Here is a 25,404-nt window from a genome sequence, read left to right on the forward strand (position 1 = left end):
CCCGCGTTTCGTCCTCTGGCTGCGGTCTTCGCGGGGTCAGGGCGCGCCAAAACCGACCTTCGCCAGTTCCTGCCTGCCTTCGGGACTCAGGACGAACTCCTTGAACTGCTTCGCGAGAAACGCGTCGGACGCACCCTTGACGACCCCGATCGGATAGTTGTTGATCGCGCCCGTCGCCTCGGGGAAGTCCACTTTGTCCACCTTCGTGGCGGCCGAGGTCGCGTCGGTGACGTACACGAGTCCCGCGTCGGCGTCGCCCGACTGCACCTTCGCGAGCACGGACTTGACGTCCTGCTCCTCGCTGGCCGGCTTGAGCGTGACCCCGGAAGACTGCTGGACCTTCTTCGCCGCCGCCCCGCACGGCACCTGCGGCGCGCAGACGACCACGGTCAGCCCGTCCTTGGCGAGATCGGCCAGCCCCTTGATGCCCTTGGGGTTGCCCTTGCCGACGGCGATGGCGAGCCGGTTGGTGGCGAACACCGACGGCTGCCCGTCGATCACCTCGCCCTTGGTGGCCTTGTCCATATTGGCCTGGTCGGCGGAGGCGAAGACGTCCGCTTTCGCGCCCTGGGTCAGCTTCTGGACCAGCGCGGAGGAGCCCTCGAAGCTGAACTTCACGGTCACCCCGGAGTTCTGCGCTTCGAATTTCTTGCCCAGCGCCCCGAACGACTCGGTCAGCGACGCCGCCGCGAACACGGTCAACGTCCTCGCCTCGACCTTCGCGGTGACGGGCTGCTCCGGAGAACCGCAGGCAGTCGCGGCCAGTGCCAGCGCGAGCAGGGCGGGGACGAGTCTCCTCATCGGCTTCCTTCCGGGGTTTCGACCACGACGGTGGTGGCCTTGACGACGGCGACGGCGAGCACTCCCGGCCTCAGCCCGAGCTCGCGGACGGCTTCGGCGCTCATCAGGGAGACCACGCGATGCGGGCCACACTGCAGTTCGACCTGCGCCATCACCTTGTCCGTGATGACCTCGGTGACCAGGCCGACGAACCGGTTGCGCGCGGAACGGCCGACATTCGACGGATCCTCGGGCTGCTCGGCCTGCGCCTTGGCGAACGCGGCGAGTTCGGCGCCGTCGACGACCTTGCGGCCCGCCGAGTCGTCGAACGCGGTCAACTGGCCCGCGCGCACCCAGCGGCGGACGGTGTCGTCGCTGACGCCGAGCAGACGAGCGGCCTCAGACAACCGGAATTGCGGCATGCCAGAGAGATTACTTCCGCAGATGCGGAAAAGCTACGGACGGGAGGAATTGCCGGGCAGTTCGTCGCGGAGGCCATCGAGCAACGCGCTCTGGAAACGCTCCAGCACTTTCCGTTCCTCGGGAGAGAACTCCTCGAGGAGCGTCTTCATGTTCGTGTACGCGGATTCGAAGAGCGGCGCGTGGCGCTCCATGGCGCCCGGAACGACCTCTATCAGGACTTTCCGGCGATCGGCGGTGTCGCGGACGCGGCGGGCGAGACCCGCCTTCTCGAGCCTGTCCATGACGCCGGTCACAGCGCCCGTCGACAACCCGGTCATTTCGGCGATCCTGCCCGCTGTCAACGGTCCCCGCGCCTGACCGACGAGTTCGAGCACCTTGTGGTCGGTGGCCGACAGGCCCATCCGCTCGGCGATCCTGGCGTGCCGCAGGACGGTCAGCGTGCTGCCTTCCCTGCCGAGATGGGCGAAGCGCGCCAATTCCTCTGCCGAGAGCGGGTATTTCGCCATCCGGAAAACCCTTCGGAAGAAACCGATTCTTTGCGAAAGACATTCTAGACAGTCGGTTTTCGCTCACTTCGGGGTTAGTCTGGTGACAATGACAGCAGTCGATCTCGGGTTTCCCCGTGTCCCCGGTACACGCGGACGCCCCACCGCGCCCAGGCCGGACAATCCCGCCCTGATCGACACCTTCGGCCGGGTGGCGACCGACCTGCGGGTGTCGCTCACCGACAAGTGCAATCTGCGCTGTACCTATTGCATGCCCGCCGAGGGCCTGGAATGGATGCCGAGCGCGGACGTGCTGACCGACGACGAACTCGTGCTCCTGCTGCGGATCGCCGTCGAACGGCTCGGCGTCACCGACATCCGGCTCACCGGTGGCGAACCGCTGCTGCGCCAAGGTCTCGAGAAGATCGTCGAGCGGATCGCGGCCCTCGAACCGCGGCCGAGGCTTTCCATGACCACCAACGGGATCGGGCTCGCGAAGCGCGCGAAGTCGCTCGCCGACGCCGGCCTCGACCGGATCAACGTCTCGCTGGACACGGTCGACCGCGCGCTGTTCGAGACGATCACGCGGCGCGACAGGCTTTCGCACGTGCTCGCCGGCATGGCGGCCGCGCGCGAGGCCGGGCTGTCCCCGGTGAAGGTCAACGCGGTGCTGATGCGCGGGCTGAACGAGGATCAGGCGGTGCCGTTGCTGCGGTTCTGCCTCGCCGAGGGCTACCACCTGCGGTTCATCGAGCAGATGCCGCTGGACGCGCAGCACGGCTGGAACCGGCGCGACATGATCACCGCCGAGCAGATCCTCGGCATGCTCGGCGAGGAGTTCTCGCTCTCGCCGTTCCCGGCCGCCCGAGGCGGGGCACCCGCCGAACGCTGGCTGGTCGACGGCGGGCCGGGCGACGTCGGCGTGATCGCGTCGGTGACGAGGCCGTTCTGCGGCGCCTGCGAACGGACGAGGCTGACCGCCGACGGCGCGGTGCGCTCGTGCCTGTTCAGCAACGACGAAACCGACCTCCGCGCCCTCGTGCGCGCGGGCGCGCGCGAAGAAGAGGTGGCGGACGTCTGGCGGGCGACCATGTGGGGCAAGCTCGCCGGGCACGAGATCAACGAGGCCGGCTTCGCGCAGCCGATCCGGCCGATGAGCGCGATCGGCGGCTGACATGGTGACCATCGTGGTGCGGTACTTCGCCTCGGCCCGCGCGGCCGTCGGCTTCGACGAAGAAAAGGTGTCGCTGCCGGACGGCGCCCGCGTCGCCGACGCCGTCGCCCACCTGCGCGAACTCCACCCGGAGAAGCTGGCGAAGCTGCTCGACGCGGTCTCGTTCCTGCTGGACGGCGTCGCCGTGCGGGATCTCACCAAACCGCTGGCCGACGCCGCCGAACTGGACGTCCTGCCCCCGTTCGCGGGCGGCTGACCTGCGCCGACGGCGAAAGTGGGAGCAAAGGTCCCTTGCTCGCCGTTTGGAATTCACCGGCCGGACGCTGAAGCCCCGGAGGATGCGCGAGTGATCACTCCCCGCCGCATCCTGGCCGCGCTGCTGGCCGCGGTCGCCGCCACGAGCCTGGCGACCGCCCCGGCCTCCGCCCACGAACGCGGCGTCCGGCCACTGCCGCAGGCGCACAGCCACAACGACTACGAGCACACGCGCCCGCTGCACGACGCGCTCGATCAGGGCTTCACCAGCGTCGAGGCCGACATCTACCTGGTGGACGGGCAGCTGCTGGTCGCGCACGACCTGGCGGACACCCGCCCGGACCGCACCCTGGAGTCGCTCTACCTGGAGCCGCTGCGCAAGCGCGTCCTGGCCAACCACGGCGTCGGCGTCTACCGGCAGCGCGCACCCTTCGAGGCACGCTTTCCCGCCGAGAAGGCATCAGCGGAGTTCCAGCTGCTGATCGACGTCAAGGGGGACGCGAACAGCACCTACGCGGCGCTGGAGAAGCGGCTGTACGACACTCGCTACTCCTTCCTCTTCTCTCTGTACGCGTTCGGGCACGTCCAGAAGAGGGCGGTCACCGCGGTGATCTCCGGCGGACGGCCCAAGGACGTGATGCTCGGGCAGAAGTTCCGGCTCGCCTTCTACGACGGCCGGATCAAGGACGAGAACGACCTCGGCATCGGCTCGGATCGCCGGGTGACCCCGCTGGTCTCGGATTCCTGGACCGGGCTGTTCACCTGGACGGGCGCGGGCACCTTCCCCGCCGCCGAGCGCGCGAAACTGCACGAACTGGTGCGCCGCGCTCACGCGGCGGGGCAGCGGGTGCGTTTCTGGGCGACGCCGGACATCGCCGGAGCCGATCGTGACGCTCTGTGGAATGAGCTGGTCACCGCCGGGGTCGACCACCTGAATACGGATGACCTGCGTGGGCTGGCGAACTTCTTGAGGTCTCGCTAAAGTGCGCGGCCCAATAGCGCGCGAAGGCGCACGAATGGGCCAGTCATCCCTTAATCCACGTGATGCAAGCCTCACGATCCGTGAATTATCTCGGCCAGGAAACGGTCCGATAACGGCCAGCTGACCTGCATAAACAGTCGAATCGTTATAGGTTGCGTGCTGTTACTGTGATGTAGGTCACAGCTCGAATAATTTCCGATCAGGCCGTTCGTTACGTACCGTCGCTTTTCGGTTGGCCCCGACCGACCACGCAACACCGGGAACCCGTAGCGCCGAGCCCTGTCCAACGGATTCCCGGACCCAACCCCGAGCGAAAGCATTTCCGGACAGGGACGAGGGGACCGAGCCGACGCGGCGTGCGTCAGGCGAAGTCAGCCGGTCTGAAACGGCCGGCCAGACCCCCGGGTCTTTCCCTCAGCACAGGCTCGTAGGCGCAGGGAGCGAGATTTACTCACATGTCGTACCGAGGCAAGCACCGCAAGATGTCCGCCGCCACCCGCCACATCGCCCGTGTCGCCATCGCCGGCGTCGCGGTCGGCGCCCCCCTCGCCATCGCCGCGACCCCCGCGTCGGCGACCAACTGGGACGCCATCGCCCAGTGCGAGAGCAGCGGCAACTGGGCCGCCAACACCGGCAACAGCTACTCCGGTGGTCTCCAGTTCTCGCAGAGCACCTGGCGTGCCTACGGCGGCACCGGCAGCGCGCACAACGCCACGCGTGAGCAGCAGATCGCCGTCGCCGAGCGGGTCCTCCAGGGCCAGGGCATCGGCGCGTGGCCGGTCTGTGGCAAGAAGGGCGGCTCCTCCGCCAGCCCCGCCAAGGCCAAGTCGACCGCCCCGAAGGCCACCAAGAAGGTGACCCCGAAGAAGTCGACCGCCCCGGTCACCAAGCAGCAGGCTCCGGCCCCCGCCGTCACCGGCGTCGCGGGCTCGAACCCGGCCGGCGACTACACCGTCGTCGCAGGCGACACGCTGTCCAAGATCGCTTCCAAGTTCAACGTCCAGGGCGGCTTCCAGAAGCTGCAGGACCTGAACAAGGAATTCGTGCCGAACGCCGACTTCATCGTCGTCGGCCAGAAGCTCGCCACCAAGTGAGCTCTTGAGCACCTGTAAGTCGTGATGCCCGCGGGATTCCCCGCGTGGCCACGTCGCGACTGACAGAGCCCCACCGCGCCATTCCCCCGGCGGTGGGGCTCTGTCGTCTCGTGAGTGGCAAGGACGGTTAGAACCGTCCGGTATTTGCCTACCCACGGGATCCTCATGCCCAATGTGGGCGAGCGGGGAAGATTTGGGACGTTGAACGTCCCAAATCTTCCCCGCTCGACTGCCGTTCGTGAGGTTGCGGGGGGTGGCACGGTCTTGATCAACGGAACACCGCCTCGACGATGAAGGAATCGGGACACTCAACGTCCCAATTCCTTCATCGTCGACATCCGGGCGCACGCGTGAGCCGCCACCCGTAGTGGTCAGGTGGCCGCGTGAACCGACCCGCCGCGGTGACATTCCGGTGTCATCGAGCTCCGAGACCCGAGCAACCCCTCGACTACCGCACCACACCTTCACCCTGGTCACGCGTAGGTAGGCAAAGACGGGTCCACCAGAACCGGCCTTGCCACTCACGAGGCCGAACGCCGTCCGCAACCGCTACGGCGAGTTGACCCACTCGTCGCTGCCGTCGGTGAAGTGCTGGTGCTTCCACACCGGCAGCCGAGCCTTGACCTCGTCGACCAGCTCCGAGCAGGCGGCGAAGGCCTGGCCCCGGTGCTCGGCCGCCACGGCGCACGCCAGCGCGACGTCCCCGATGGCCAGCGCGCCCAGCCGGTGGCTGACGGCGACGGCACGCACCCCGGTCCACTTCCCCGAGAGATCCGCGACGACCTCCGCGAGCACCTCGGAGGCACTGGGGTGCCCCTCGTAGGCGAGCCGGTCCACCGACCGGCCGCCGTCGTGGTCCCGCACGACCCCGCCGAAGGTGACGACGGCACCCGCGGCCGCGTCGTCCACCAGCCGGGCGTGTTCCTCGACCGAGAGCGGCTCGTCGACCACCGCGATCCGTGCGACCCGAACGCTCACTGCTGTGCCTCCCGTGGATGGTCGCCGCCCGCAAGCTGGTCGACGGCGTGGTCGAGGATCCCGTCCAGTACGCCCAGGCCGTCCTTCACGCCGCCGCGCGAGCCCGGCAGGTTCACCACCAGGGTCCGCCCGGCCACGCCCGCGACCCCGCGCGAGAGCACGGCCGTGGGGACCTTGGGCAGCCCGGCGGCCCGGATCGCGTCCGCGACGCCGGGGAGTTCGTAGTCGAGGACGGCCCGGGTGACGTCGGGGGTGCGGTCGGTCGGCGAGATGCCGGTGCCACCGGTCGTCACGATCACCTGGACCCCGGCCGCGACGGCCTCCCGAAGGGCCTCGCCGACGGGTTCCCCGTCCTGGACCACCACGGGTTCGGGCACGTCCCAGCCGCGCGAGGCGAGCCAGGCCGTGATGACCGGACCGGTCGTGTCCTCGTAGACACCCTTCGCGGCGCGGTTCGACGCCACGATCACCCTCGCGACCCGGCTCACGGTCGCTCCCAGGTGCCGGTCTTGCCGCCGTCCTTGCGGATCAGGCGGACGCCGTCGAGGGTCGCCGCGGGATCGACGGCCTTGATCATGTCGTGCAGGGTCAGCCCGGCGACGGCGACGGCGGTCAGCGCCTCCATCTCGACACCGGTCCGGTCGTTCGTCTTCGCGGTCGCGGTGATGTGCACGGCGGTCTCGTCGAGGACGAACTCGACCTTCACCCCGGACAGCGCGATCTGGTGGCAGAGCGGGATCAGCTCGGGCACCTTCTTCGCGCCCATGATGCCCGCGATCCGGGCTGTCGCGAGGGCGTCGCCCTTGGGGAGCCCGTCCGTCGCCAGCAGGCCGAGGACCTCGGCCGTGGTGTGCACGGTGCCGCCCGCCAGCGCGATCCGGGCGGAGGGCGTCTTGCCGGAAACGTCGACCATACGGGCGGCGCCCGTATGGTCGACGTGGCTGAGTTCACTCACGCCAGCAGGCTAGTCCTCAGCACAGGACAGCGGAGCTGAGGCGTGTTCGACGGAGCGACCACACGCGTGAACCCGCCCGGCCGAAGGCCTCGCTATCGCGGTGGCAGGGCGCCCTGCCTGCCGAACGTGCCTTAAGTTGCCAGCGCGCGCCCTGCCGACGTCGATCGCGATCGCGGGTTCACCTTGGAAACTTAGAAAACCCGCTGCTTCGAGCGAACCTCGTCGAGCGCCTTCTCGCGTTCCTGACGCTGCTGCGGCGTCATCGAGTCGAACAGCCCGCCCTTGTCCGCGGCGCAGGCCGTGTCGTGCGCGGGACGCTTGCCTTCGACGAAGAACCGGTTGACGGCGTTGTTGCCGCAAGCGTTCTCCGAGCCCAGCCAGACCCCGTGCCCACCGTCGTCGACCGACACCATCCGTGCCCGCTCGCCCAGCGCGCGCCGCATTTCCTTGGCCCCGCTGAGCGGCGTGGCCGGGTCACGCAGGTTCTGCACCAGCAGGATCGTCGACGGTCCCCGGTCGCCGATCCGCACCGGCGGCTCGATCGGCTCCGACGGCCAGTACGCACACGCCCAGATGTTCGCCCCGGCCGCGCCGAACATCGGGTACTTCACCCGGTCCTTCTCGACGTTGCGCTGGTAGGTCCCGACGTTCTCGGGCCAGTTCGAGTCGTTGCAGACCACGTGCAGCTGCCCGGACAGCAGATTGCCGACGTCGACCTGCGCCGCCTGCGCGGACTGCTTCAGGACGCCTTCGGTGTCGAGCGACTGCCACTGCTGCGCCAGCACAGGGAAGGCGGCGGTCGAGTACAGCGCGCCGAACGTGCCCATCCGGAACGCCGCGCCGTCCACGCCGGGAACCGCGCCGCCGTCGAGCTTGGCGGCGAGTTCGTAGAACTTCGCCGTCACCTGCTGCGGCGTCCGGCCGAGCCCGTAGCTGGCGTGCCGCGCCGCCGCCCACTTCGCGAAGTCCGGGAAGCGGTCCTGGAACCCCTCCGCCAGCCGACGTGAGGTCGCCGGGTCGAGCCCGCCCGGACTGGTCACGCTGTCGAGCACGATCCGATCGGTCCGCTGCGGGAACAGCGTCGAATACGCGGCACCGAGGTAGCTGCCGTACGAGACGCCGTAGTACGAGATCTTCTTCTCGCCGAGGGCTTCGCGGATGCGGTCCATGTCGCGAGCCGTGTTGGCCGTGGTGATGTACGGCAGGTTCGCCGCGGTCTTTGAGTCGCCACACTGCTTCGCGACGCCGGCCACGTACGTCGCCCGCTCGGCCACCGCCGCGGCGTCACGCGCGTACGGCGGGACATTGCTCACCAGCTGCTCGGGCTTGAGATCACAGGTGACCGGCGTGCTGAGCCCGATCCCCCGCGGGTCGAACCCGATCAGGTCGTACGCGTCGAGCACGCTCGACGGCATCCCCGCCGCCCGCAGACCGTCCGGCATGGTCAGCCCCGGGCCGCCGGGGCCGCCCGGGTTCATCAGCATGACGCCGCGCCGCTTCGACGGCTTGGTGCTGGCGAGCTTCGACACGGCGACGTCGATGGTCGGCCCGCCCGGATTTCGGTAGTCGAGCGGGACCTTCAAAGTGGTGCATTGCAGCGTGGGCACGTCCGGACACTGTTCCCACCGCAACGACGAAGTCGCGGCGGACGCCGTGGCCGGTACGAGTACCGCCGTGGTGACCGCCGCGACCGTGAGTGCCCCGATTTTGCTCAGGACGGAACGCTTCATCCCCAACCCCCGTCAAGATCGAATTCCTGGTCGGAACCGAGACTAGGAGCGGGCCGGGTACGGGGTCGTCACCCTGAAGTCGACCACCTGGTCGGCCTCAGTGATGACGTGTCCACCGAATGGAGCAAGGGGCCTTTGCTGTCACTTCTCGCTTTTGGCGACGGCCTTCGCGGCCCTCTTCACAGCCTCGGCGACAGCGGGGGCGACGGCGCTGTCGAAGACGCTGGGCACGATGAACGACGCGTTGAGCTTGCCGTTGTCCACGACGTCCGCGATGGCGTCGGCCGCCGCGAGCAGCATGGAGTCGTCGATCTGGTGCGCGTGCGCGTCGAGCAGGCCACGGAACACGCCCGGGAAGGCGAGCACGTTGTTGATCTGGTTCGGGAAGTCGCTGCGGCCGGTGGCGACGACGGCGGCGTGCTTCTGCGCCTCCAGCGGGTCGATCTCCGGGTCCGGGTTGGCCAGCGCGAACACGACGGCGTCGGACTTCATGGTCGCGACCTGCTCGGCACCGAACAGGTTCGGCGCGGAGACCCCGATGAACACGTCGGCGCCGACGAGCGCCTCGTGCAGCGTGCCCGCCTGCTGTTCCTTGTTCGTGTGCTCGGCGATCCAGGTGAGGTTGTCGTCGAGGTTGCCGCGCGCGGAGTGCACGATGCCGTCGATGTCGGCGGCCACGACGTCGCCGGGGCTCTTGCCCAGCAGCAGCCGGATGATCGCCGAGCCGGCCGCGCCGACCCCGCTGACCACGATCTTGCAGTCTTCGATGTTCTTCCCGACCACGCGCAGGGCGTTGCGGAGCGCGGCGACCACGACGATCGCGGTGCCGTGCTGGTCGTCGTGGAACACCGGGATGTCGAGCTGCTCGCGCAGGCGCGCCTCGATCTCGAAGCAGCGCGGCGCGGCGATGTCCTCGAGGTTGATGCCGGCGTACACCGGGGCGATCGCCTTGACGATCTTGATGATCTCTTCGGTGTCCTGGGTGTCCAGGCACACCGGCCAGGCGTCGACGTCGGCGAACTTCTTGAACAGCGCCGCCTTGCCCTCCATCACCGGGAGCGCGGCGGCCGGGCCGATGTTGCCCAGCCCCAGCACGGCCGAGCCGTCGGTGACGACGGCGACGGTGTTCCGCTTGATGGTCAGGCGGCGCGCGTCCTCGGGGTTCGCGGCGATCGCCTGGCACACGCGCGCGACGCCGGGCGTGTACGCGCGGGAGAGGTCGTCACGGTTGCGGAGCGCGACCTTGGGGGTGACCTCGATCTTGCCGCCGAGGTGGATCAGGAAGGTCCGGTCGGAGACCTTGCGGACCCGCACGCCCGGGAGCGAGTCCAGGGTCTGCGTGATGTCCTGCGCGTGGTTCTCCGACAGGGCGTTGGCGCTGATGTCGACGACGATCGACTCGGGGTGCGACTCGACGACGTCGAACGCGGTCAGCACGCCGCCGACCCGGCCGACGGCGGTCGTCAGGTCACCCGCCGCGGTGGACGACGCGGGGGCCTCCACCCGGACGGTGATCGAATATCCGGGACCGGGAACCGGCATGGCACTACCCCCGCTGAGGAACGCTCGAATAGGTCGATCGAAAACCTACTCCCGTGACGACCGCCACGACCCTCCGCAGGGGTGACTGACCAGTAACTTCTTACTTGTTGATCTCGGTCTGGGGGTGCACGTAGGGCACCGCGTCGAGTGGGAAGGTCAGGTCGCCGAACGGGGACAGCGCACCCTGCCGATCGGATGCGAGCTCGGTGACGGGGTGCTCCCCGTCTTCACCGGGCCACGTGGGATCGATTCCCGCGCGCTTTTTGTTCTCGCCCTTCGCCACAACGTCCTCCCGAGCATGGTCAAGCCGTTCTCTCCGACGACAGTCTGCCCGAACGCGGCTGCCGGGCTACCACCCGCCCGGTATCCTGATCGTCTATGCCCGCGCCCTCCCTGGCGGACTGGCTGCGCCAGGAGTCCGACGACGCACTCGCCGCGCTCCTGCGCACGCGTCGCGACCTGTCCACGCCACCCCCGTCCGACACCATCGTGCTCGCCACCCGAGCCGGCACGCCGGGCTCCGTCGCGCGCGCCTGCGAAGACCTCGACACCTTCACCCTCGCCGTGCTCGACGCCTTGCTGCTGGCCGGGGCGGACACCGCTCCGGTCGCCGCGGCCGAGGTCGCCCGGCTCACGGGCACCGAGATCGGCGAGGCGCTGGCGCTGCTGCGCAAGCGGGCGCTGGTCTGGGGCGAGGACGACGCGCTGCGCGTCCCGCCGTCCGCCCGCGACGCCCTCGGTCCGTTCCCCGCCGGGCTGGGGTCGTCGTCACCGGCGTTCACCGGTACCGACATCGACGCCGCGCTCGCGGAGGTCGGCGAGGACGAACGTGCCCTGCTGACGACGCTGGCCGCCGGGCCGCCGATCGGCCGCACCCGCGACGCGTCGGCCGAGGTCCCGCTGGAGCGGGCGCAGAACCCGGTCCAGCGTCTGCTCGCACGGGGACTGCTCCTGCGCCGGGACGACCAGACCGTCGAACTGCCGCGTGAACTCGGGATCGCCCTGCGCGGCGGGTCGGTCTTCGAACCGGCGTCGTTGCGCGAACCGGAACTCCCCGTGCATCCGCATCAGCGGTCCACAGTGGACACGACGGCGGCGGGCGAGGCGATGGAGTTCTTGCGCCAGACCGAAAGCATGCTTCGCGCGTGGTCCGAGACGCCGCCGCCGGTGCTGAAGTCCGGCGGGCTCGGGGTCCGCGAACTGAAGAAGCTCGCCAAGGATCTCGACGTCGACGAAACGCGGGTGACCCTGCTGGCGGAGATCGCGGTCGGCGCCGGGCTGGCGGCCGACAGCGAGGCGACGACGCCGGAATGGGTGCCGACGACGCTGACCGATTCCTGGCTCGCGTCGCCGACGGCGCAGCGCTGGATGACGGTCGCACAGGCTTGGCTCGAGCTGCCCCGGCTGCCCGGTCTCGCCGGCGGCAGGGACGCGAAGGACAAGCCGATCGCGCCGCTTTCGGAAGACCTGCGACGGCCGTTGGCGCCTACTTCGCGACGGCGGATCCTCCTCGCCTTGGCCGCGTTGCCCGAGGGCGCCGGGGTGAAGAGCACCGACGAACTGGTCGCCGCGCTCGCCTGGCGCGCGCCGCGGCGGGGCGGGCGGCTGCGGGACGAAACCGTGCGCTGGACGATGGCCGAGGGCGCCGCGCTCGGCCTGATCGGGCTCGGCGGGCTCACCACGGCGACGCGGGCGCTGCTGGCCGAGGACCGGCCCGGAGCGGTCGAGGCGATGCTCGACGCGCTGCCGCGTCCGGTGGACCACGTCCTGGTCCAGGCCGACCTGACCGTGGTCGCGCCGGGACCGCTGGAAGCCGAACTGGCGACCGAGATGACCGCCGTCGCCGACATCGAATCGGCCGGGCACGCGACCGTCTACCGGATCACCGAGACCTCCGTGCGGCGCGCGCTCGACACCGGGCGGACGGCGGGCGAACTGCACGCGTTGTTCGCGGCCCGCTCGGCGACGCCGGTACCGCAGTCCTTGAGCTACCTGATCGACGACGTCGCCCGGCGACACGGGCGGCTGCGCGGCGGGGCCGCCGAGTCGTTCCTGCGCTGCGACGACGCTTCGCTGCTCGCGGAGGTCATGGGCAGCTCTGTCGCGGCGAACTACGGCTTGCGGATGATCGCGCCGACAGTCCTCATCAGCTCGTACCCGCTCGCCGAGGTCCTCGACGCCCTTCGCTCCGCAGGATTCGCTCCGGCCGCCGAAGGACCCGACGGACGTGTCATGGACATCAGGCCGTCCGGGCGTCGCCTGCCCGCGAAGGCGCGTGCCGCGCGTCGGGCTCCTGGGGAGCCTGCCGGGCTGACAGACGACCAGGTCGGCAAGATCGTCGCGCACGTCCGGGCCGGTGACGCCGCTTCGGCGCGTCGCCGGGGTGAGACGGTGCGCGCGCCGCAGGGAGGCGGCGCCGGGGACACGTCCGCGACCCTGGCGTTGCTGTCCCAAGCGACCATGGAGCGCCGCGAGGTGTGGATCGGCTTCGTCGACTCACGCGGGACGGCGAGCCAGCGCGTCGTGCGGCCGATGCGGGTCGGCGGCGGGGTCCTCGAAGGGACCGACAACGAGCGCTATCCCCTGCACCGGATCACCTCGGCGGCCCTCGTCGAAGACTGACCCCCGCGTTTAGTCCTCTAAATGCGGTAGTTCGCAGCTAGACCAGCTGCTCGGTGCGAAGATCCTTCAGCACCATCGACATGGCCTCGCCATGAGTCGGCCATTCCGGCGTCCCGATCCCGACCGAGTGCAAGGCGGCCCTGATCGCCGCGCGCCTCGGTTGATGTCCCCAATGAGGCATTGGAGACGCTGAGCGTCCCTAATGTGGCATTGGGGGCATCGCCAGGACGTGCCAGCCCCAGCGTTTAGTCCTCTAGTTGCGGTAGTTGCACACGCAAGGACCGCAACTAGAGGACTAAACGCGGGAGGTCCGGAAACACGGGCAGGGTCAGAGGGCGCGAAGGCCTTGCAGCACGCGCTCCATGAAGGCGCGCGAGGAAGAGTCGCCGAGGATCAGTTCCGTCTGGTGGATCAGCACCAGGCCCGCGTCCGCCATGTCGCCGACGAGCACCTTCACGACGCCCAGCGGCAGCCGCAGATGCGCGGCGATCTCCGCGATCGACCGGGTGTCCAGGCAGAGGTCGCAGATCTGCCGGTGCTCCATGGTCCGCACGCCGCGATACCGGCGGCCGTCGTCGCTGGTCGACACCAGCGCCTCCAGCGCCAGGGCGTGCGCGGTCCGGGTGCGCCCGCCGGTGCGGGTGTACGGCCGGACACGCGAGCCCGAGGACGGCAGGTAGACCGAAGCGGGCGCGCTGCCCGAAGGACTCGAACCGGCGGCGCCGTTCCCCGCGGACGCGGGACGCGGTGTCGACTGGCGGATCGGCGAGGGCATCGACGGAGGGGCCTGCTCCGGCGGCGCGACCTGGCGGCGCGGCATGACCGTGCTGATCGAGCTCAGCTCGAACCTGCTCGGGGAGTCGAAGGCTTCGCGTTCGGTGCCTTGGTAGAGGGAGTCCCAGCCCGGGGGTTCCGGCTCGGTGAATCCGGTGATCTTCATCGGCGGCTACCCACGTACGCCGCCCTGCAGCTGCGCCCGCAGCTCGGGGGTGATCTGCTGGCCGACCCGCTCGACGAGCAGGGTCATCTCGTAGGCCACGGTGCCGATGTCACAGGTCGGCGCGGCCAGCACGGCGAGTGACGAGCCGTCGGCGACCGACATGAGGAAGAGGTACCCGCGTTCCATCTCGACGACGGTCTGGTTGACCCCGCCCGCGTCGAAGCAGCGTGCCGCGCCGGCGGTGAGGCTGATCAATCCGGAAGCGACCGCGGACAGCTGTTCGGCCCGTTCCTGCGGCAGCCCCTCCGACGGCGCGAGAAGAAGACCGTCCGCGGAGACCAGCACGGCGTGTGCGGCACCGGGAACCCGGCGCGCGAAATCCGTGATGAGCCAGCCGAACGAGCTCTGCTGCTGTCCGGATGCCGTCACAAGTCCCTCCTCGCTGCGTCAAGACCACCTGGGCGGCGTGGTCCGGACGTCCTTCCCCGACCAGCACCGACCTGGCACCGGCGAGCCGAAAGACGCCTCCACCCAGCGTATTCGTCCCGCCGATCGTGTCGAGCCCGCCACCCGGCCGCAGGTGTTAACCGAACGTAAACGTCCAGCCGCTCACCGCGTCGACGTATCGCGAACCACGCATTCGTGGGTCACCCCGTGGTGGCCGGGTGCGACCGGGCGTGAACCAGTGTCCACGCAGGTCATCGACGGTCCGGCCACCCGATCGGGTTACACCTGCACGGAATCGGCCGCGAGGGATCGCCTCGCGGTCAGTCCTGCCGGTGGCGCCACTCCCCGAAGCGGGTGAAGCCTGCCGAGTTCACTCCAACGGCCGCATCCGCTTCGGGCTTTCGTCTGTATTCCACCCCGCGCGCACCCTCTTGTGTCGTGTTTCTACCCCGCGCGCAACGCCGAATCGTGGGCGATGGCGTGCTGCACGACCGAGATCAACACCTGCTTGGCGGACTCACGTTCCCGAGCGTCACAGGCCATGATCGGCACGGACGGTGAGATCGTCAGCGCGTGCCGGACGTCCTCGATCTGGTGGTGCAGCAACCGGTCGAAGCAGTTGATCGCCACGACGTACGGCAGCTTCCGGTTCTCGAAGAAGTCGATCGACGGGAACGCGTCGGCGAGCCGCCGCGTGTCGACCAGCACGACGGCGCCGATGGCGCCGACCGCGAGGTCGTCCCACATGAACCAGAACCGGTGCTGGCCCGGCGTACCGAACACGTACAGCACCAGATCCGAGTCCAGCGAAATCCGGCCGAAGTCCATGGCAACGGTCGTCGTCGACTTGTTCGGGGTGGCCGAATTGTCGTCGACGCCGGTACTGGCCTCGGTCATCATGGCCTCGGTGGTCAGCGGATCGATCTCCGAAACCGCTCCGACCAGCGTGGTCTTCCCCGAGCCGAATCCGCCAGCGACCACGATCTTGGCCGACGACGTCGGCCCGGCCACCTGCGGCGCATTCGCGTCGGAGTCAAATTCTCCGAAGCCCACTGAGCACCCTCTCCATGAACTCGATACTGGGCCGGTCACCCACGTTCTGGCTGGCGGTGTGCACCAGGACCAGGCCGAGGCCGGCCACGTCTCCGATCAGCACCCGGACCACGCCGAGCGGCAGGCGCAACAGCGCCGCGACTTCGGCGACGGACCGGGTGTCCAGGCAAAGGTCGCAGATCGACCGGTGTTCGGGGACGCGTACCCGATCGAGCACACGTCCCTGTTCGCTGGTCGAGATCAACGCCTCGATGGCAAGGTCGTACGTCGGCTTGGTCCGTCCCCGCGTGCGGAAGTACGGCCGGACCAGGCCGGAGGATTCGACGTCGGTGGTGTACTGCTCGTCGACGAACTCGTTCTGCGCCTGCTGCGGCAACGCCGCGGCGAGCGGGTCGGCCGCGGCCGCCCGGCGCTCCTCCTCCTTGTCGAAGGAGAACTTGGCGAACTCGCCCGAGTCGTACAGCGGACCGCTGCCACCACCGAACAGTTCCGCCCCGGGGCCGCCGAGCAGGCGTTCCCGGTAGTCCGTGACGCTGAAATCGGCGGGTCCCTGTCCCGCGTTCGAATCGGTCAGCCAGCGGGAGGCCTCGTCCGGGGACACGGGATCGTTGTCCGACCCCTGTGCCCGTCGCGATCGCCATTCGCGGTCGACCCGGTCCCGGAAGGACGTCCAGTCCTCCCGGCCGTCGTCACGTTCCGACCACCCGCCGGAGAAGTCGTCACCGAGCCGGCCATCGCCCCTCAAGCGCCCGTCGTCCACGGCATTCTCCTCGGTTCCCGGTCGCTCAGCGGCGGACCGACGCGCCCTGCAGTTGCGCGCGCATCTCCGGTGTCAGCTGTTGTCCCACGCGTTCCACCAGCAGGGTCATCTCGTAGACGACCAGGCCGATGTCACTCTCCGGCGACCCGAGGACCGCCAGGCAGGACCCGTCCGACACCGACATCAGGAAGAGGAAGCCGTTGGCCATCTCGACCACCGTCTGCGCGACCGTGCCGCCTTCGAACACCTTGGCCGCACCGCGCGCGAGGCTGGTGAGCCCCGACGAGACGGCGGCGAGCTGGTCGGCCCTGTCCTTGGGGAGCCCCTTCGAGGAGGCCAGGAGCAAACCGTCCGCCGACACCACCACGGCATGCGCCGCGCCCGGGACCCGGTGCACGAAATCCGTGATCAGCCAGGCAAAGCTGCTCGTGTGTCCTCTACCCTGCGCCTGGCCGCCAGGCTGCGCCGGACCGCCCGGCTGCATCGCACCCGCCCGTGTCACTTTCACTCCTTACTGCTGTCATCGGCAGGGGAATCCGCACCCCTGCCAGTCACCGGAACGCCGTTGTCATCCAGCGCATCGAGCGGGCGGTCCTTCAACGCGTGCCGTCCCGACTTGTAACCCTGCTGGAAGCTTGCCATCCGGCTTCGAGCCGCCGTCGCCGAGCGGGCTATCGCACCCGTTCCCGGCATTCCGGAAGTCTTGTCGGCGAACGAGTCTTCCTTCTTCGGCTCGTTCCCGCCGATCGAACCGGGGACGAGATACTGGTTCGGCACCCGTTTGGGCAGGCCGGCCGGGGTGACCTCGTCGTTCCGGTCTTCGTACAGGACCTGCGCCGCCTGCCAGCCGTCGTCCGACGCGCTGCGCCAGCCATTGTCCTGGAGCACCGTCTCCGGCGGAACACTCTCCGGGGTCCGAGTGGGCAACGCCTCTTCGGCGGGCTCGACGACGTCTTCGTCGGGCTCGTCGAGGCCGTGGCGGTTCTGCTCGGGCACGTCCGATCCGGGCGGCTCGACCGGCTCGGTGTAGGTGGTCGGCTGGTCGCCGCCCGCCTCGTCACCTTCGCTGAACCAGCGCGAGAGCACCGACTGGTAGATCGGAAGCCGCCTGGTCGGGACGTCGTCCTCGAGCGCCGACTTGCCCGTGTCCGCGGGCTCCTCGGGCTGACGTGTCGGCTCGGCCGGGGTCACCGGGACGTAGCGCGGCTCCCGCTTGGGCAGCACGAGCGACGCGAACTGCGTCTCCGTGCCGCTGGAGGCACCGTCGCCGTTCGTCGGCGAGATGTCGTCCGCCGTCGGCCACGCCGGGCTTTCCTCCACGGGGGCGGCGGGGCTGAGGAACGGCCCTGCCGCGTTCTTGCCCGCGACGAGGTCGTCGAGGCTGATCGGCTGGTCGAGCGGGACGAGCCCGCCCTGCTGCGCGACAGGCTGGTGTGACGGCGGCTTCGACGGCGGAGGCGGGGTCATCTCCAGGCCGCGGTCGGAAGCGGGGATGCTCGGCAGCGAGGTCGACATCTCGGACATCGAGGGCATCGACGGCATGGACGTTTCCGAGCGGTTCGGCGGCGGCGGGGTGTTCCGCACACCGGGCCGCATCTGCGTGAGCAGCTCGGCGGGCACGACGACCCGCGCGATCACGCCGCCTTCGATGTCCTCGTTCTCCCGGAGCCGGACCTCGATGCCGTGGCGGCGCGCCAGGCGCGCGACCACGTACAGGCCCATCCGCCGGGTCACCGAGACGTCCAGGTCCGGCGGTTCGGCGAGTCGCGTGTTGACCTCGGCGAGCCGCTCGTCGGTCATGCCGACACCGTGGTCGGTGACCTGGATGGCGAGCGCCTTCTTGCGGGTGATCACCGCGCGGACGGTCACCTTCGTCTCCGGCTCGGAGAAGTAGGTGGCGTTGTCCAGCAGTTCCGCGAGCACGTGCACGAGGTCGTGGATCGTCAGGCCCTGGACGGCGACCTCGGGGACGATCCCGATCTCGATCCGGGCGTACTGCTCGATCTCCGAGACCGCGGCGCCGATGACGTCGGCGGCGGGCACCGGCTTGGGCACCGACTTCGCGAGACCGGCACCCGAGAGCACCAGGAGGCTTTCACCGTTGCGGCGCAGCCGCGTGGCGAGGTGGTCGAGTTCGAACAGGCTGGCCAAGTGGTCCGGGTCCTGCTCGTCGGCCTCGAGCCGGTCGATCACGCCGAGCTGGCGTTCCACCAGCCGTTGCGACCGGCGGGACAGGTTCACGAAGATGCCGTTGACGTTCTCGCGCAGGAGGGCCTGCTCGGCGGCCATCTTGACGGCCTGCGCGTGGACGACGTCGAACGACCGCGCCACTTCACCGATCTCGTCACGCGAGGTGACGGGCACCGGCTCGACCGACCGCTTCGAGGCGTTGACCGGGTCCGGGTCGTCCAGGATGGCTTGCACGGTTTCCGGCAGTCGTGTGTACGCCACGTCGAGCGCCGTCTTCCGCAGCACCCGCAGCGGGCGCAGCATCAGGCGGGCGATGACGAGCATCAGGAACAGCGCCGCGAGCAGGGCCAGCAGCACGATCGCGCCGCCGATCCAGGCCGAGTTGATCGCGTCGGTGGCCAGGCCGTCGGCCTGTGCCCGCAGCTGGCCGAGCAGGTTCGTCTCGACCGCGCGCAGCTTGTCGAGCGCGACCCGGCTGTCGTTGCCGAGCGCCACGTTGTCGATCTCGGGCTGCACGTTCTGCTGGTGCAGCGAGAACGCCATCGTGGTGATCCGGCGGCGGTCGTCGACCTCGGGACCGGAGAAGGTGTCCGAGTAGAGCTGCCGCTGTTCGGGGCTGGCGTTGGCCAGGAAGGCAGCGGTCGAGGCGTCGCCGCTGGCCACCGCCGAACGGGCCTGGTCGAACAGGTCGCCGGGGAACGCGTTGCGGAAGGAGGCGATCAGCAGCGCCGCGTCACCGCGGGCGATGAACTCCTTGCTCTCACTGATGGCCTGCACGGTGACGCCGAGCCGGAGCACGTCGCGGTCGGTCACCGCGGTGGTCACCTCGCGGCCGAGCTGGACCAGCGAGTCGAGGATGCCGGAGTAGGCGATGAGGACAGGGGTGTCGCCCAGCAGCGAGGTGTTCATCGCGCCGCGCAGCGGGCGCAGGGCGTCGAGCCGCTGCAGACCACGCGAGTAGCGGTCCCTCGTGTCCTGATCGTCCGGGTTGATCTGGTTCGCCGAGGCCCGCAGATCGTCGACCGCGCGGTCCACCTTGGCGATCTGCGCGTCGAGACCGGCCTGGCGCGACGGGTCGTCGGCGGCGATGTTGGCGACGGCGAGCGCGCGTTCGCTCTGCAGCTCGTGCACCACGAGCGTGATCTTGTCGGCGAACGCGACCTGGTCGGCCGTGTCCTGGAACCGGGCGGCCTCACCGCCGTCGTCGATCACGCGCAGGGTGCCGAGCGCGAGCGCGGTCAGCGTCGGAATGATCAGGACGGCTGCGAGCTTGGATCGCAGACGCCAGTTACGCAGGCCCAGGAACGACCCGGCCACCTTCCCGCCAGGACCGTCTCCGGTTTCCCGCGCAGGGGTCCCTCCCACCCCCGCGGTGTCTTCGTTCGGCACCGCCGCACCACCATCATCTTCATCCGGGCCGGGAAAGCCCATTTTGGACACGCCGTTCTCGAGCTGGCCGTACTGCTGTCTGGGTCGGTTGTCGGAGACCACTACCCGCACGCTCCTGCCACCCGGCAGGGATGTGCTCGGCGTGAGTATTCACTCCTCCGAATGAGGAGGTCGTCTTCGACGCAGTCTCTCAGGTGCACTTGACCGAAACCCCGTCTGGCGTCATTGGTCTATTCGGCCTAACCCGCCAGTACGCGGGCGCGCACCAGTGAAGCACGGACGTGTTCAGCACCCGTTCGGACAAGACGCACTTGTTCCACACAGAGTGCCTTGCACCTCGGGAAAGGTCCAGAGCGTTCGGCCATCCAAGGCACTCTCTTTCACTACATCAGTGGTCCACACCTCACTACCGGTGCATGAGGGTAGCGAACGGCAGGCCCAGATGTAACCCTTTGGACAAGACACACAAGAAGGCACCGGACGGGTCTTGACCTGTTGGCGCTCAGTTGGCAACAAACTCTCGCCACGCGCCTCCGATGAACACGCCCAGTTGTGTTCACTTCTGACAAACAACCTGTTCGGGTGATCGTTACCACTGGGGATCATAGGATGACCACCCATTGTGAGCACGTTGCCCGTTCTCTACAGTGAGCGCGTGGCTCTGACAAAGAGTCACTTCCGAATTCCGCATCAGGCCACGTCATCACGTGTCCTCCCCCTCGATCAGGAGCACCACTTTGCTTTCGAAGAAGGCCTTGAGCGCCAGCCTGAGCCGGCGTGGGGCGATCGCACTCGCGATGGCGGCCGTCGTCACGACGTCGGTCGGCGGCTGCGGCCTGCTCGGCGGGGATGATTCGCCCTCTTCCGCCGGCTCCGGGAACCTCGAGAAGTCGAAGATCAAGGTTGCGACGATGTCGACCATCGACACCGCGTCGCTGCGCCTGGCACAGGACGGCGGGTACTTCAAGGCGGAAGGCCTGGACGTCGAGCTTGTCGAAGCCGCCACCGGCCAGATCTCGCTGACCAAGCTGATCGGCAGCGAGGTCGACGTCGCCTACGCCAGCTACACCCCGTTCTTCATCGCGATGAGCAAGGGCACCGCCGACATCAAGCTGGTCTCCGACGCCTCGTCCGCCGGTCCCAAGAGCACGGCGATCATCGCCATGCCGAACTCGTCGGTGCGCGGCATCAACGACCTGGCCGGGAAGAAGATCGGCATCTTCGCGCCGAACACGGTGTCCGACACCCTCACCAAGTCGGTGATGAAAGACCACGGCGTCGACTTCAGCAAGGTCCAGTGGGTACCGGTCCAGCCGCCGAACATGGCGGCCGCGCTCAAGAACGGCGACATCGACGCCGGCTTCCTGACCGAACCGTTCATCACGCAGGCCGCGAAGCAGGCGGGCACGGTCCCGATCGTGGACACCGCCACCGGCGCGACACAGGACTTCCCCACTGCCGGCTACGGCGCTCTCGGCAAGTTCACCACCGAGAACCCGAAAACCGTGGCCGCCTTCCAGCGCGCCATGCAGAAGGCGACCCGCGACGCGGCCGACCGCTCGAAGATCGAGCCGCTGCTGGTCAAGTACGCCAAGATCGACCAGGACACCGCCGCGCTGACCACGCTGCTGACGTTCCAGTCCACCCTGGACCCCCGCCGCATCCAGCGGGTCCCGGACCTGCTCCTGCAGATGGGCGCGATCCAGAGCAAGATCGACGTCGGCCCGATGATCGCGGAACAGACCACGAGTTGATGACACGCGGTTACTCCGAATTGCCGCTCCACCAGTAATTCGATCACTAAAAGTAGCGTTGTCCAAGCGGGTGATCACGCGATCAGGCGAATGGCCTAAATTGATCACCCGCTCACGACACCCATTGTGAGTGAGTGGGCAAATCTCTAAGGTGACCGCGTGCCTGGCGAAAATGAAGCCACGACACGGATGAAAATCCCCCAAACGGTGATTCATTGTTTCCGAGGAGCTGGCTTTGTTTCGAGACGCCATGAGCAGGAGCGGTGTACGTAGAGGACGGGGCGCCATCGGTGTCGCCCTGAGCGCGCTCATGTTGGCCACATTGGGCGCTTGTGGTGCCCTCGGGGGCGAGGATTCGTCCAAGGCGGCCGGCGGCGACGGTGCGCTGGAGAAGCCGAAGATCAAGGTGGCCCTGCTGCCCGTCGTCGACCTCGCGCCGCTGCGGCTGGCGCAGGAAGCCGGCTACTTCAAGGCCGAAGGTCTCGAGGTCGAAGCGGTCGACGCCCCCAGCGGTCAGGCTTCGATGACCAAGATGATCGGTGGCGAGGTCGACATCGCCTTCTCCACCTACATGCCGTTCTTCCTCGCGAAGAGCAAGGGCGCGGCCGACATCCGGCTCGTCGCCGACGCCGTCTCCGCCAGCCCCAAGAGCAACGCGGTCGTCACGGTGCCGGCCTCGCCGGTCAAGACGATCAACGACCTCGCGGGCAAGAAGATCGCCATCACCGACAAGAACACCGCCTCGCACCTGCTCACCGTCTCGGTGATGAAGGACCACGGCGTCGACACCAGCAAGGTGCAGTGGGTGCCGATGGCGCTGCCGAACATCGTCGCCGCGCTCTCTTCGGGCCAGGTCGACGCGGGCTACCTGCCCGAGCCGTTCCTGACCCAGGCCTCCAAGGTGGCGGGCGCGACCCCGGTCGTCGACATCGCGACCGGTGCCACCCAGGACTTCCCCCTGGCGGGCTTCGGCTCGCTCGGCTCCTTCGTGGACAAGAACCCCAAGACGCTGGCCGCGTTCCAGCGCGCGATGGCCAAGGCCGTGCGCGACTCGGCCGACCGCTCCAAGCTCGAACCGCTGATCGTCAAGTACGCCAAGGTCGACGCCGAAACCGCGTCACTGCTCACGCTGCCGACGTTCGGGTCCACCCTGGACCCGCGGCGCCTGCAGCGCGTACCGGATCTGCTGCTGCAGACCGGGGTGCTGACGACCAAGCTCGATGCCGCCCCGATGCTCTCCCCTCAAGCTGGATAAAGGTAAAGGTGTCACGACTTCTCCGTGCCCTGGCCGGTCTGGCCGGTTTCTTCCTCATCTGGGAAGTGATCGTCCAGGCCGGCCTGGTCCGTAAAGAGTTCATCCCCCCGCCGTCCGTGGTCGTCGTGACGATCCTCGAACAGTTCGGCGAGGTGCAGTTCATCCGCGACCTGATCGCCACCTTCCTCGCGTGGGCGATCGCGCTGCTCATCTCGGTCGCCATCGCCGTGCCCGCCGGGCTGCTGCTGGGCAGCATCCCCGGACTGCGCACCGCGACCGCGGTGGTCATCGAGTTCCTGCGGCCGATCCCCGCCGTCGCGCTGATCCCGCTGGTGCTCCTGCTGATCGGCGGCGGCCCCGAAGCGAAGATCACGCTCGCCGTGTACGCGTCGCTGTGGCCCATCATGTTCAACACGATCTACGCGCTCGGCGAGATCGACCCCGTGCTGATGGAGACCGCGAAGGCCTGCGGCACGAGCAAGTTCCGGACGCTGACGTCGGTGGCGCTGCCGCATACCGCGCCGTTCGTGTTCACCGGGGTCCGGTTGTCCGCCAACATCGCCCTGATCGCGGTGGTCAGTACCGAATTCCTGGCCGGTGCCAAACTCGGCATCGGCAACTTCATCATGCAGGCCAGTACCGGTTCGACCAGGTTCGATCTCGTCCTGGCCGGTACCGTGGTGGTCGGCGCGCTCGGCTTCCTCATCAACGGCGGGCTCGAAATGATCGGCAGGCGGGCGTTCCGCTGGAGCACGGTCGACCGGGAGGCGATCTCGTGACGACCCTCACGCTGACCAGCCGCGTCGGCAGGCGCGTGGGCCGGGGCCTCGGCATCCTGGTCCGCAACTGGCTGCTGTTCTTCGCCCTGGTCGGGATCTGGGAGCTTTCGACCCGGCTCGCTCAGAGCCCGTTCTTCCCGCCGCCGACCGAAATCCTGACCACCTCGGCGAAGCTGTGGTTCACGGGCCCGGCCTCGCAGCTGTTCCTGACCGACACCGTGTTCGACAACGTCCTGCCGAGTCTCGGCCGGACGCTCGGCGGCTGGCTGCTGGCCGGCGCCCTCGGTGTCGCGCTGGGTGTCGCGCTGGGCCGGTCCAAGACCGGGATGGACTACGTCGGACCGCTTTTCGCGTTCTTCCGCTCGGTGCCGCCGCCCGCGCTGATCCCGGTGTTCATCGTCCTCTTCGGACTCGGGCCGGGCATGCAGACCGGGTCGATCATCTTCGGCGCGATCTGGCCGGTGCTGCTCAACACCGTGGACGGCGTCCGGTCGGTGGACCAGGTGAAGATCGACACCGCGAAGTCGTTCCGGACCCCGCGGTCGTACTGGGTGCGCTCGATCGTGCTGCCCGCCGCCGGGCCGAAGATCTTCGCGGGCCTGCGGCTGAGCCTGTCCATTTCCCTGCTGTTGATGGTGATCTCGGAACTGGTCGGCTCCTACAACGGCATCGGCCGGTCCCTGATGGACGCCCAGCAGGCGTTCGACTTCCCGCTCATGTGGTCGTGGCTGGTCCTGCTCGGGCTGCTCGGCTTCGGGTTCAACGCGGCGTTCCTCGCGGTGGAGCAGAGAGTGCTTCGCTGGCAGCCCACCCGCAACGGCCGTATCTAGTTCTTCTCGAAGGGTCAGCAAGATGTCAACCATGCTCGAAGTCTCCGGGCTGAACCACCGGTACGGCGCGGGAGAAAAGGCGCACGTCGCGGTCAACGACCTGTCGTTCACCGTGGAAACCGGCCAGCTCGCGAGCATCGTGGGCCCGTCGGGCTGCGGAAAGTCGACGCTGCTGCGCTGCATCGCCGGGCTGATCAAGCCGACGTCCGGCCGGGTCAGCCTGCACGGCGACGACGTCTCCTCCGGGGTGCCGGAGGACCTGGCCGTGGTGTTCCAGGACTACAGCCGCTCACTGTTCCCCTGGCTCTCGGTCGCCAAGAACGTCGAGTTCCCCTTGCGGTGGCGCAACTTGAGCCGCTCCGAGCGCCGGACACGGGCGCAGGACGCGCTGGACTCGGTCGGCCTGTCCGGCGTCGGTTCGAAGTTCCCGTGGCAGCTCTCGGGCGGTATGCAGCAGCGTGTGTCGATCGCGCGGGCCCTGGCCAGCCAGCCCGCCCTCCTGCTGATGGACGAGCCGTTCGCATCGGTCGACGCGCAGACGCGGTTCGAACTCGAGGACCTCACCCGGCGCGTGCAGCGCGAGAACGGGAGCACGGTTCTCGTGGTCACACACGACATCGACGAGAGCGTCTACCTGTCGGACCGGGTACTGGTGCTGTCGAAGTCGCCGGCGACCATCGTCGCGGACCTGCCGGTCGGGCTGCCCGCGGAACGGAACCAGATCACCACGCGCGAGTCCGCGGAGTTCGTGACGCTGCGCGGCGAGGTCGCGCGGCTGCTGCACGGCGGTGCCCCTGAAGCTGTCACCGCGGCCTCTGACGCTGCCGAGTACGAGCTGGCGCAGAAGGCGGCGGAGTCGTCCTCTGTGGACGCTGACGCTCACTCGAAGGGCTGATCCTTCCCGCTCGCCAAGTGCTATGAAAGGCCCGTTACTTGCAAATTTTGCAAGTAACGGGCCTTTCATAGCGCGCGCGAGGGGCTCGGCGC

24 protein-coding genes and 1 pseudogene are annotated in these 25,404 nt (G+C 68.7%); 10 read left to right on the forward strand and 15 right to left on the reverse strand.

Annotated features, from left to right (window positions below; translation table 11 throughout):
- Window positions 1–36: 36 nt before the first annotated feature.
- From modA to BKN51_RS30320, 3 genes are read right to left on the reverse strand one after another with little or no spacing between them, the layout of a single operon-like run.
- Window positions 37–801, reverse strand: a complete 765-nt coding sequence (gene modA, locus BKN51_RS30310; RefSeq protein WP_101610888.1) for a molybdate ABC transporter substrate-binding protein — start codon at window positions 799–801, stop codon at window positions 37–39.
- A complete protein-coding gene (locus BKN51_RS30315; RefSeq protein ID WP_101610889.1) occupies window positions 798–1,202 on the reverse strand; it encodes a TOBE domain-containing protein in 405 nt (134 codons plus the stop codon). Before BKN51_RS30315 ends, modA begins: the two co-directional genes overlap by 4 nt.
- Window positions 1,203–1,235: 33 nt before the next feature.
- Window positions 1,236–1,709: a MarR family winged helix-turn-helix transcriptional regulator gene (locus BKN51_RS30320; RefSeq protein ID WP_101610890.1), complete on the reverse strand. Its 474-nt coding sequence runs from the start codon at window positions 1,707–1,709 to the stop codon at window positions 1,236–1,238.
- Window positions 1,710–1,797: 88 nt separating this feature from the next.
- Here BKN51_RS30320 and moaA point away from each other — a divergent pair, with 88 nt between their 5' ends.
- From moaA to BKN51_RS30340, 4 genes are all read left to right on the forward strand, one after another.
- Entirely contained in the window at window positions 1,798–2,862 is a 1,065-nt protein-coding gene (gene moaA / locus BKN51_RS30325) for a GTP 3',8-cyclase MoaA (protein WP_101610891.1), read from the forward strand.
- Between the two features lies 1 nt (window position 2,863).
- The gene (locus BKN51_RS30330; protein ID WP_101610892.1) at window positions 2,864–3,118 is read left to right on the forward strand and encodes a MoaD/ThiS family protein; all 255 of its coding nucleotides are present in this window, start codon (window positions 2,864–2,866) and stop codon (window positions 3,116–3,118) included.
- 90 nt (window positions 3,119–3,208) lie between these two features.
- A complete protein-coding gene (locus BKN51_RS30335) occupies window positions 3,209–4,099 on the forward strand; it encodes a phosphatidylinositol-specific phospholipase C/glycerophosphodiester phosphodiesterase family protein (protein ID WP_101610893.1) in 891 nt (296 codons plus the stop codon).
- A 455-nt stretch (window positions 4,100–4,554) separates the two neighbouring features.
- Window positions 4,555–5,193, forward strand: coding sequence for a LysM peptidoglycan-binding domain-containing protein (locus BKN51_RS30340; protein ID WP_101610894.1), 639 nt, complete (start codon window positions 4,555–4,557; stop codon window positions 5,191–5,193).
- Window positions 5,194–5,742: 549 nt separating this feature from the next.
- On the opposite strand, the pseudogene BKN51_RS44790 reads toward BKN51_RS30340, so the two are convergent.
- From BKN51_RS44790 to BKN51_RS30370, 5 genes and pseudogenes are all read right to left on the reverse strand, one after another.
- A pseudogene (locus tag BKN51_RS44790) lies at window positions 5,743–6,659 on the reverse strand (molybdenum cofactor biosynthesis protein MoaE).
- A complete protein-coding gene (gene moaC / locus BKN51_RS30355; protein WP_101610897.1) occupies window positions 6,656–7,126 on the reverse strand; it encodes a cyclic pyranopterin monophosphate synthase MoaC in 471 nt (156 codons plus the stop codon). Before moaC ends, BKN51_RS44790 begins: the two are co-directional and overlap by 4 nt.
- A gap of 191 nt (window positions 7,127–7,317) precedes the next feature.
- Window positions 7,318–8,856: an alpha/beta hydrolase gene (locus BKN51_RS30360; RefSeq protein ID WP_101610898.1), complete on the reverse strand. Its 1,539-nt coding sequence runs from the start codon at window positions 8,854–8,856 to the stop codon at window positions 7,318–7,320.
- 141 nt (window positions 8,857–8,997) lie between these two features.
- On the reverse strand, window positions 8,998–10,398 hold the full coding sequence (locus tag BKN51_RS30365; protein WP_101610899.1) for an NAD-dependent malic enzyme: 1,401 nt from the start codon (window positions 10,396–10,398) through the stop codon (window positions 8,998–9,000).
- Between the two features lie 100 nt (window positions 10,399–10,498).
- A complete protein-coding gene (locus BKN51_RS30370; protein ID WP_101610900.1) occupies window positions 10,499–10,681 on the reverse strand; it encodes a hypothetical protein in 183 nt (60 codons plus the stop codon).
- A gap of 95 nt (window positions 10,682–10,776) precedes the next feature.
- Here BKN51_RS30370 and BKN51_RS30375 point away from each other — a divergent pair, with 95 nt between their 5' ends.
- Window positions 10,777–13,020, forward strand: a complete 2,244-nt coding sequence (locus tag BKN51_RS30375; protein WP_101610901.1) for a helicase-associated domain-containing protein — start codon at window positions 10,777–10,779, stop codon at window positions 13,018–13,020.
- A 328-nt stretch (window positions 13,021–13,348) separates the two neighbouring features.
- Here the strand turns inward: BKN51_RS30375 and BKN51_RS30380 are convergent, their stop codons facing one another.
- From BKN51_RS30380 to BKN51_RS44525, 7 genes are all read right to left on the reverse strand, one after another.
- Window positions 13,349–13,960, reverse strand: coding sequence for a DUF742 domain-containing protein (locus BKN51_RS30380; RefSeq protein WP_101610902.1), 612 nt, complete (start codon window positions 13,958–13,960; stop codon window positions 13,349–13,351).
- Between the two features lie 6 nt (window positions 13,961–13,966).
- Entirely contained in the window at window positions 13,967–14,389 is a 423-nt protein-coding gene (locus BKN51_RS30385; RefSeq protein ID WP_020631857.1) for a roadblock/LC7 domain-containing protein, read from the reverse strand.
- 462 nt (window positions 14,390–14,851) lie between these two features.
- Window positions 14,852–15,460, reverse strand: a complete 609-nt coding sequence (locus BKN51_RS30390) for a GTP-binding protein (protein ID WP_026467043.1) — start codon at window positions 15,458–15,460, stop codon at window positions 14,852–14,854.
- Window positions 15,441–16,220: a DUF742 domain-containing protein gene (locus tag BKN51_RS30395; protein ID WP_076158620.1), complete on the reverse strand. Its 780-nt coding sequence runs from the start codon at window positions 16,218–16,220 to the stop codon at window positions 15,441–15,443. The genes BKN51_RS30390 and BKN51_RS30395 overlap by 20 nt, the downstream gene beginning before the upstream one ends.
- Window positions 16,221–16,245: 25 nt before the next feature.
- A complete protein-coding gene (locus BKN51_RS30400; RefSeq protein WP_101613540.1) occupies window positions 16,246–16,704 on the reverse strand; it encodes a roadblock/LC7 domain-containing protein in 459 nt (152 codons plus the stop codon).
- Between the two features lie 20 nt (window positions 16,705–16,724).
- Entirely contained in the window at window positions 16,725–19,841 is a 3,117-nt protein-coding gene (locus BKN51_RS30405) for a nitrate- and nitrite sensing domain-containing protein (RefSeq protein WP_101613541.1), read from the reverse strand.
- A gap of 661 nt (window positions 19,842–20,502) precedes the next feature.
- The gene (locus BKN51_RS44525; protein ID WP_233222938.1) at window positions 20,503–20,721 is read right to left on the reverse strand and encodes a hypothetical protein; all 219 of its coding nucleotides are present in this window, start codon (window positions 20,719–20,721) and stop codon (window positions 20,503–20,505) included.
- Between BKN51_RS44525 and BKN51_RS30410 the strand changes: the two genes are divergently transcribed.
- From BKN51_RS30410 to BKN51_RS30430, 5 genes are all read left to right on the forward strand, one after another.
- The gene (locus BKN51_RS30410) at window positions 20,711–21,553 is read left to right on the forward strand and encodes an ABC transporter substrate-binding protein (RefSeq protein ID WP_233222937.1); all 843 of its coding nucleotides are present in this window, start codon (window positions 20,711–20,713) and stop codon (window positions 21,551–21,553) included. The two genes, BKN51_RS44525 and BKN51_RS30410, sit on opposite strands and share 11 nt — an antisense overlap.
- A 310-nt stretch (window positions 21,554–21,863) precedes the next feature.
- Complete coding sequence (locus tag BKN51_RS30415) at window positions 21,864–22,808, forward strand: ABC transporter substrate-binding protein (RefSeq protein ID WP_101610904.1); 945 nt, start codon at window positions 21,864–21,866, stop codon at window positions 22,806–22,808.
- A gap of 8 nt (window positions 22,809–22,816) precedes the next feature.
- Window positions 22,817–23,587, forward strand: a complete 771-nt coding sequence (locus BKN51_RS30420; RefSeq protein WP_101610905.1) for an ABC transporter permease — start codon at window positions 22,817–22,819, stop codon at window positions 23,585–23,587.
- A complete protein-coding gene (locus BKN51_RS30425; RefSeq protein ID WP_101610906.1) occupies window positions 23,584–24,417 on the forward strand; it encodes an ABC transporter permease in 834 nt (277 codons plus the stop codon). Before BKN51_RS30420 ends, BKN51_RS30425 begins: the two co-directional genes overlap by 4 nt.
- Before the next feature lie 22 nt (window positions 24,418–24,439).
- On the forward strand, window positions 24,440–25,312 hold the full coding sequence (locus BKN51_RS30430) for an ABC transporter ATP-binding protein (protein ID WP_101610907.1): 873 nt from the start codon (window positions 24,440–24,442) through the stop codon (window positions 25,310–25,312).
- Window positions 25,313–25,404: the final 92 nt, after the last annotated feature.

Source organism: Amycolatopsis sp. BJA-103 (genome assembly GCF_002849735.1).
Classification (GTDB): domain Bacteria; phylum Actinomycetota; class Actinomycetes; order Mycobacteriales; family Pseudonocardiaceae; genus Amycolatopsis.

Coding starts and splice junctions, on each gene's coding strand:
- modA (WP_101610888.1), bottom strand. CDS start 801: ATGAGGAGACTCGTCCCCGCCCTGCTCGCGCTGGCACTGGCCGCGACT.
- BKN51_RS30340 (WP_101610894.1), top strand. CDS start 4,555: ATGTCGTACCGAGGCAAGCACCGCAAGATGTCCGCCGCCACCCGCCAC.
- moaA (WP_101610891.1), top strand. CDS start 1,798: ATGACAGCAGTCGATCTCGGGTTTCCCCGTGTCCCCGGTACACGCGGA.
- BKN51_RS30415 (WP_101610904.1), top strand. CDS start 21,864: ATGTTGGCCACATTGGGCGCTTGTGGTGCCCTCGGGGGCGAGGATTCG.
- BKN51_RS30360 (WP_101610898.1), bottom strand. CDS start 8,856: ATGAAGCGTTCCGTCCTGAGCAAAATCGGGGCACTCACGGTCGCGGCG.
- BKN51_RS30380 (WP_101610902.1), bottom strand. CDS start 13,960: ATGAAGATCACCGGATTCACCGAGCCGGAACCCCCGGGCTGGGACTCC.
- BKN51_RS30375 (WP_101610901.1), top strand. CDS start 10,777: ATGCCCGCGCCCTCCCTGGCGGACTGGCTGCGCCAGGAGTCCGACGAC.
- BKN51_RS30400 (WP_101613540.1), bottom strand. CDS start 16,704: ATGCAGCCGGGCGGTCCGGCGCAGCCTGGCGGCCAGGCGCAGGGTAGA.
- BKN51_RS30430 (WP_101610907.1), top strand. CDS start 24,440: ATGTCAACCATGCTCGAAGTCTCCGGGCTGAACCACCGGTACGGCGCG.
- BKN51_RS30365 (WP_101610899.1), bottom strand. CDS start 10,398: ATGCCGGTTCCCGGTCCCGGATATTCGATCACCGTCCGGGTGGAGGCC.
- BKN51_RS30405 (WP_101613541.1), bottom strand. CDS start 19,841: ATGGGCTTTCCCGGCCCGGATGAAGATGATGGTGGTGCGGCGGTGCCG.
- BKN51_RS30330 (WP_101610892.1), top strand. CDS start 2,864: ATGGTGACCATCGTGGTGCGGTACTTCGCCTCGGCCCGCGCGGCCGTC.
- BKN51_RS30410 (WP_233222937.1), top strand. CDS start 20,711: ATGTCGACCATCGACACCGCGTCGCTGCGCCTGGCACAGGACGGCGGG.
- BKN51_RS44525 (WP_233222938.1), bottom strand. CDS start 20,721: ATGGTCGACATCGTCGCAACCTTGATCTTCGACTTCTCGAGGTTCCCG.
- BKN51_RS30320 (WP_101610890.1), bottom strand. CDS start 1,709: ATGGCGAAATACCCGCTCTCGGCAGAGGAATTGGCGCGCTTCGCCCAT.
- BKN51_RS30315 (WP_101610889.1), bottom strand. CDS start 1,202: ATGCCGCAATTCCGGTTGTCTGAGGCCGCTCGTCTGCTCGGCGTCAGC.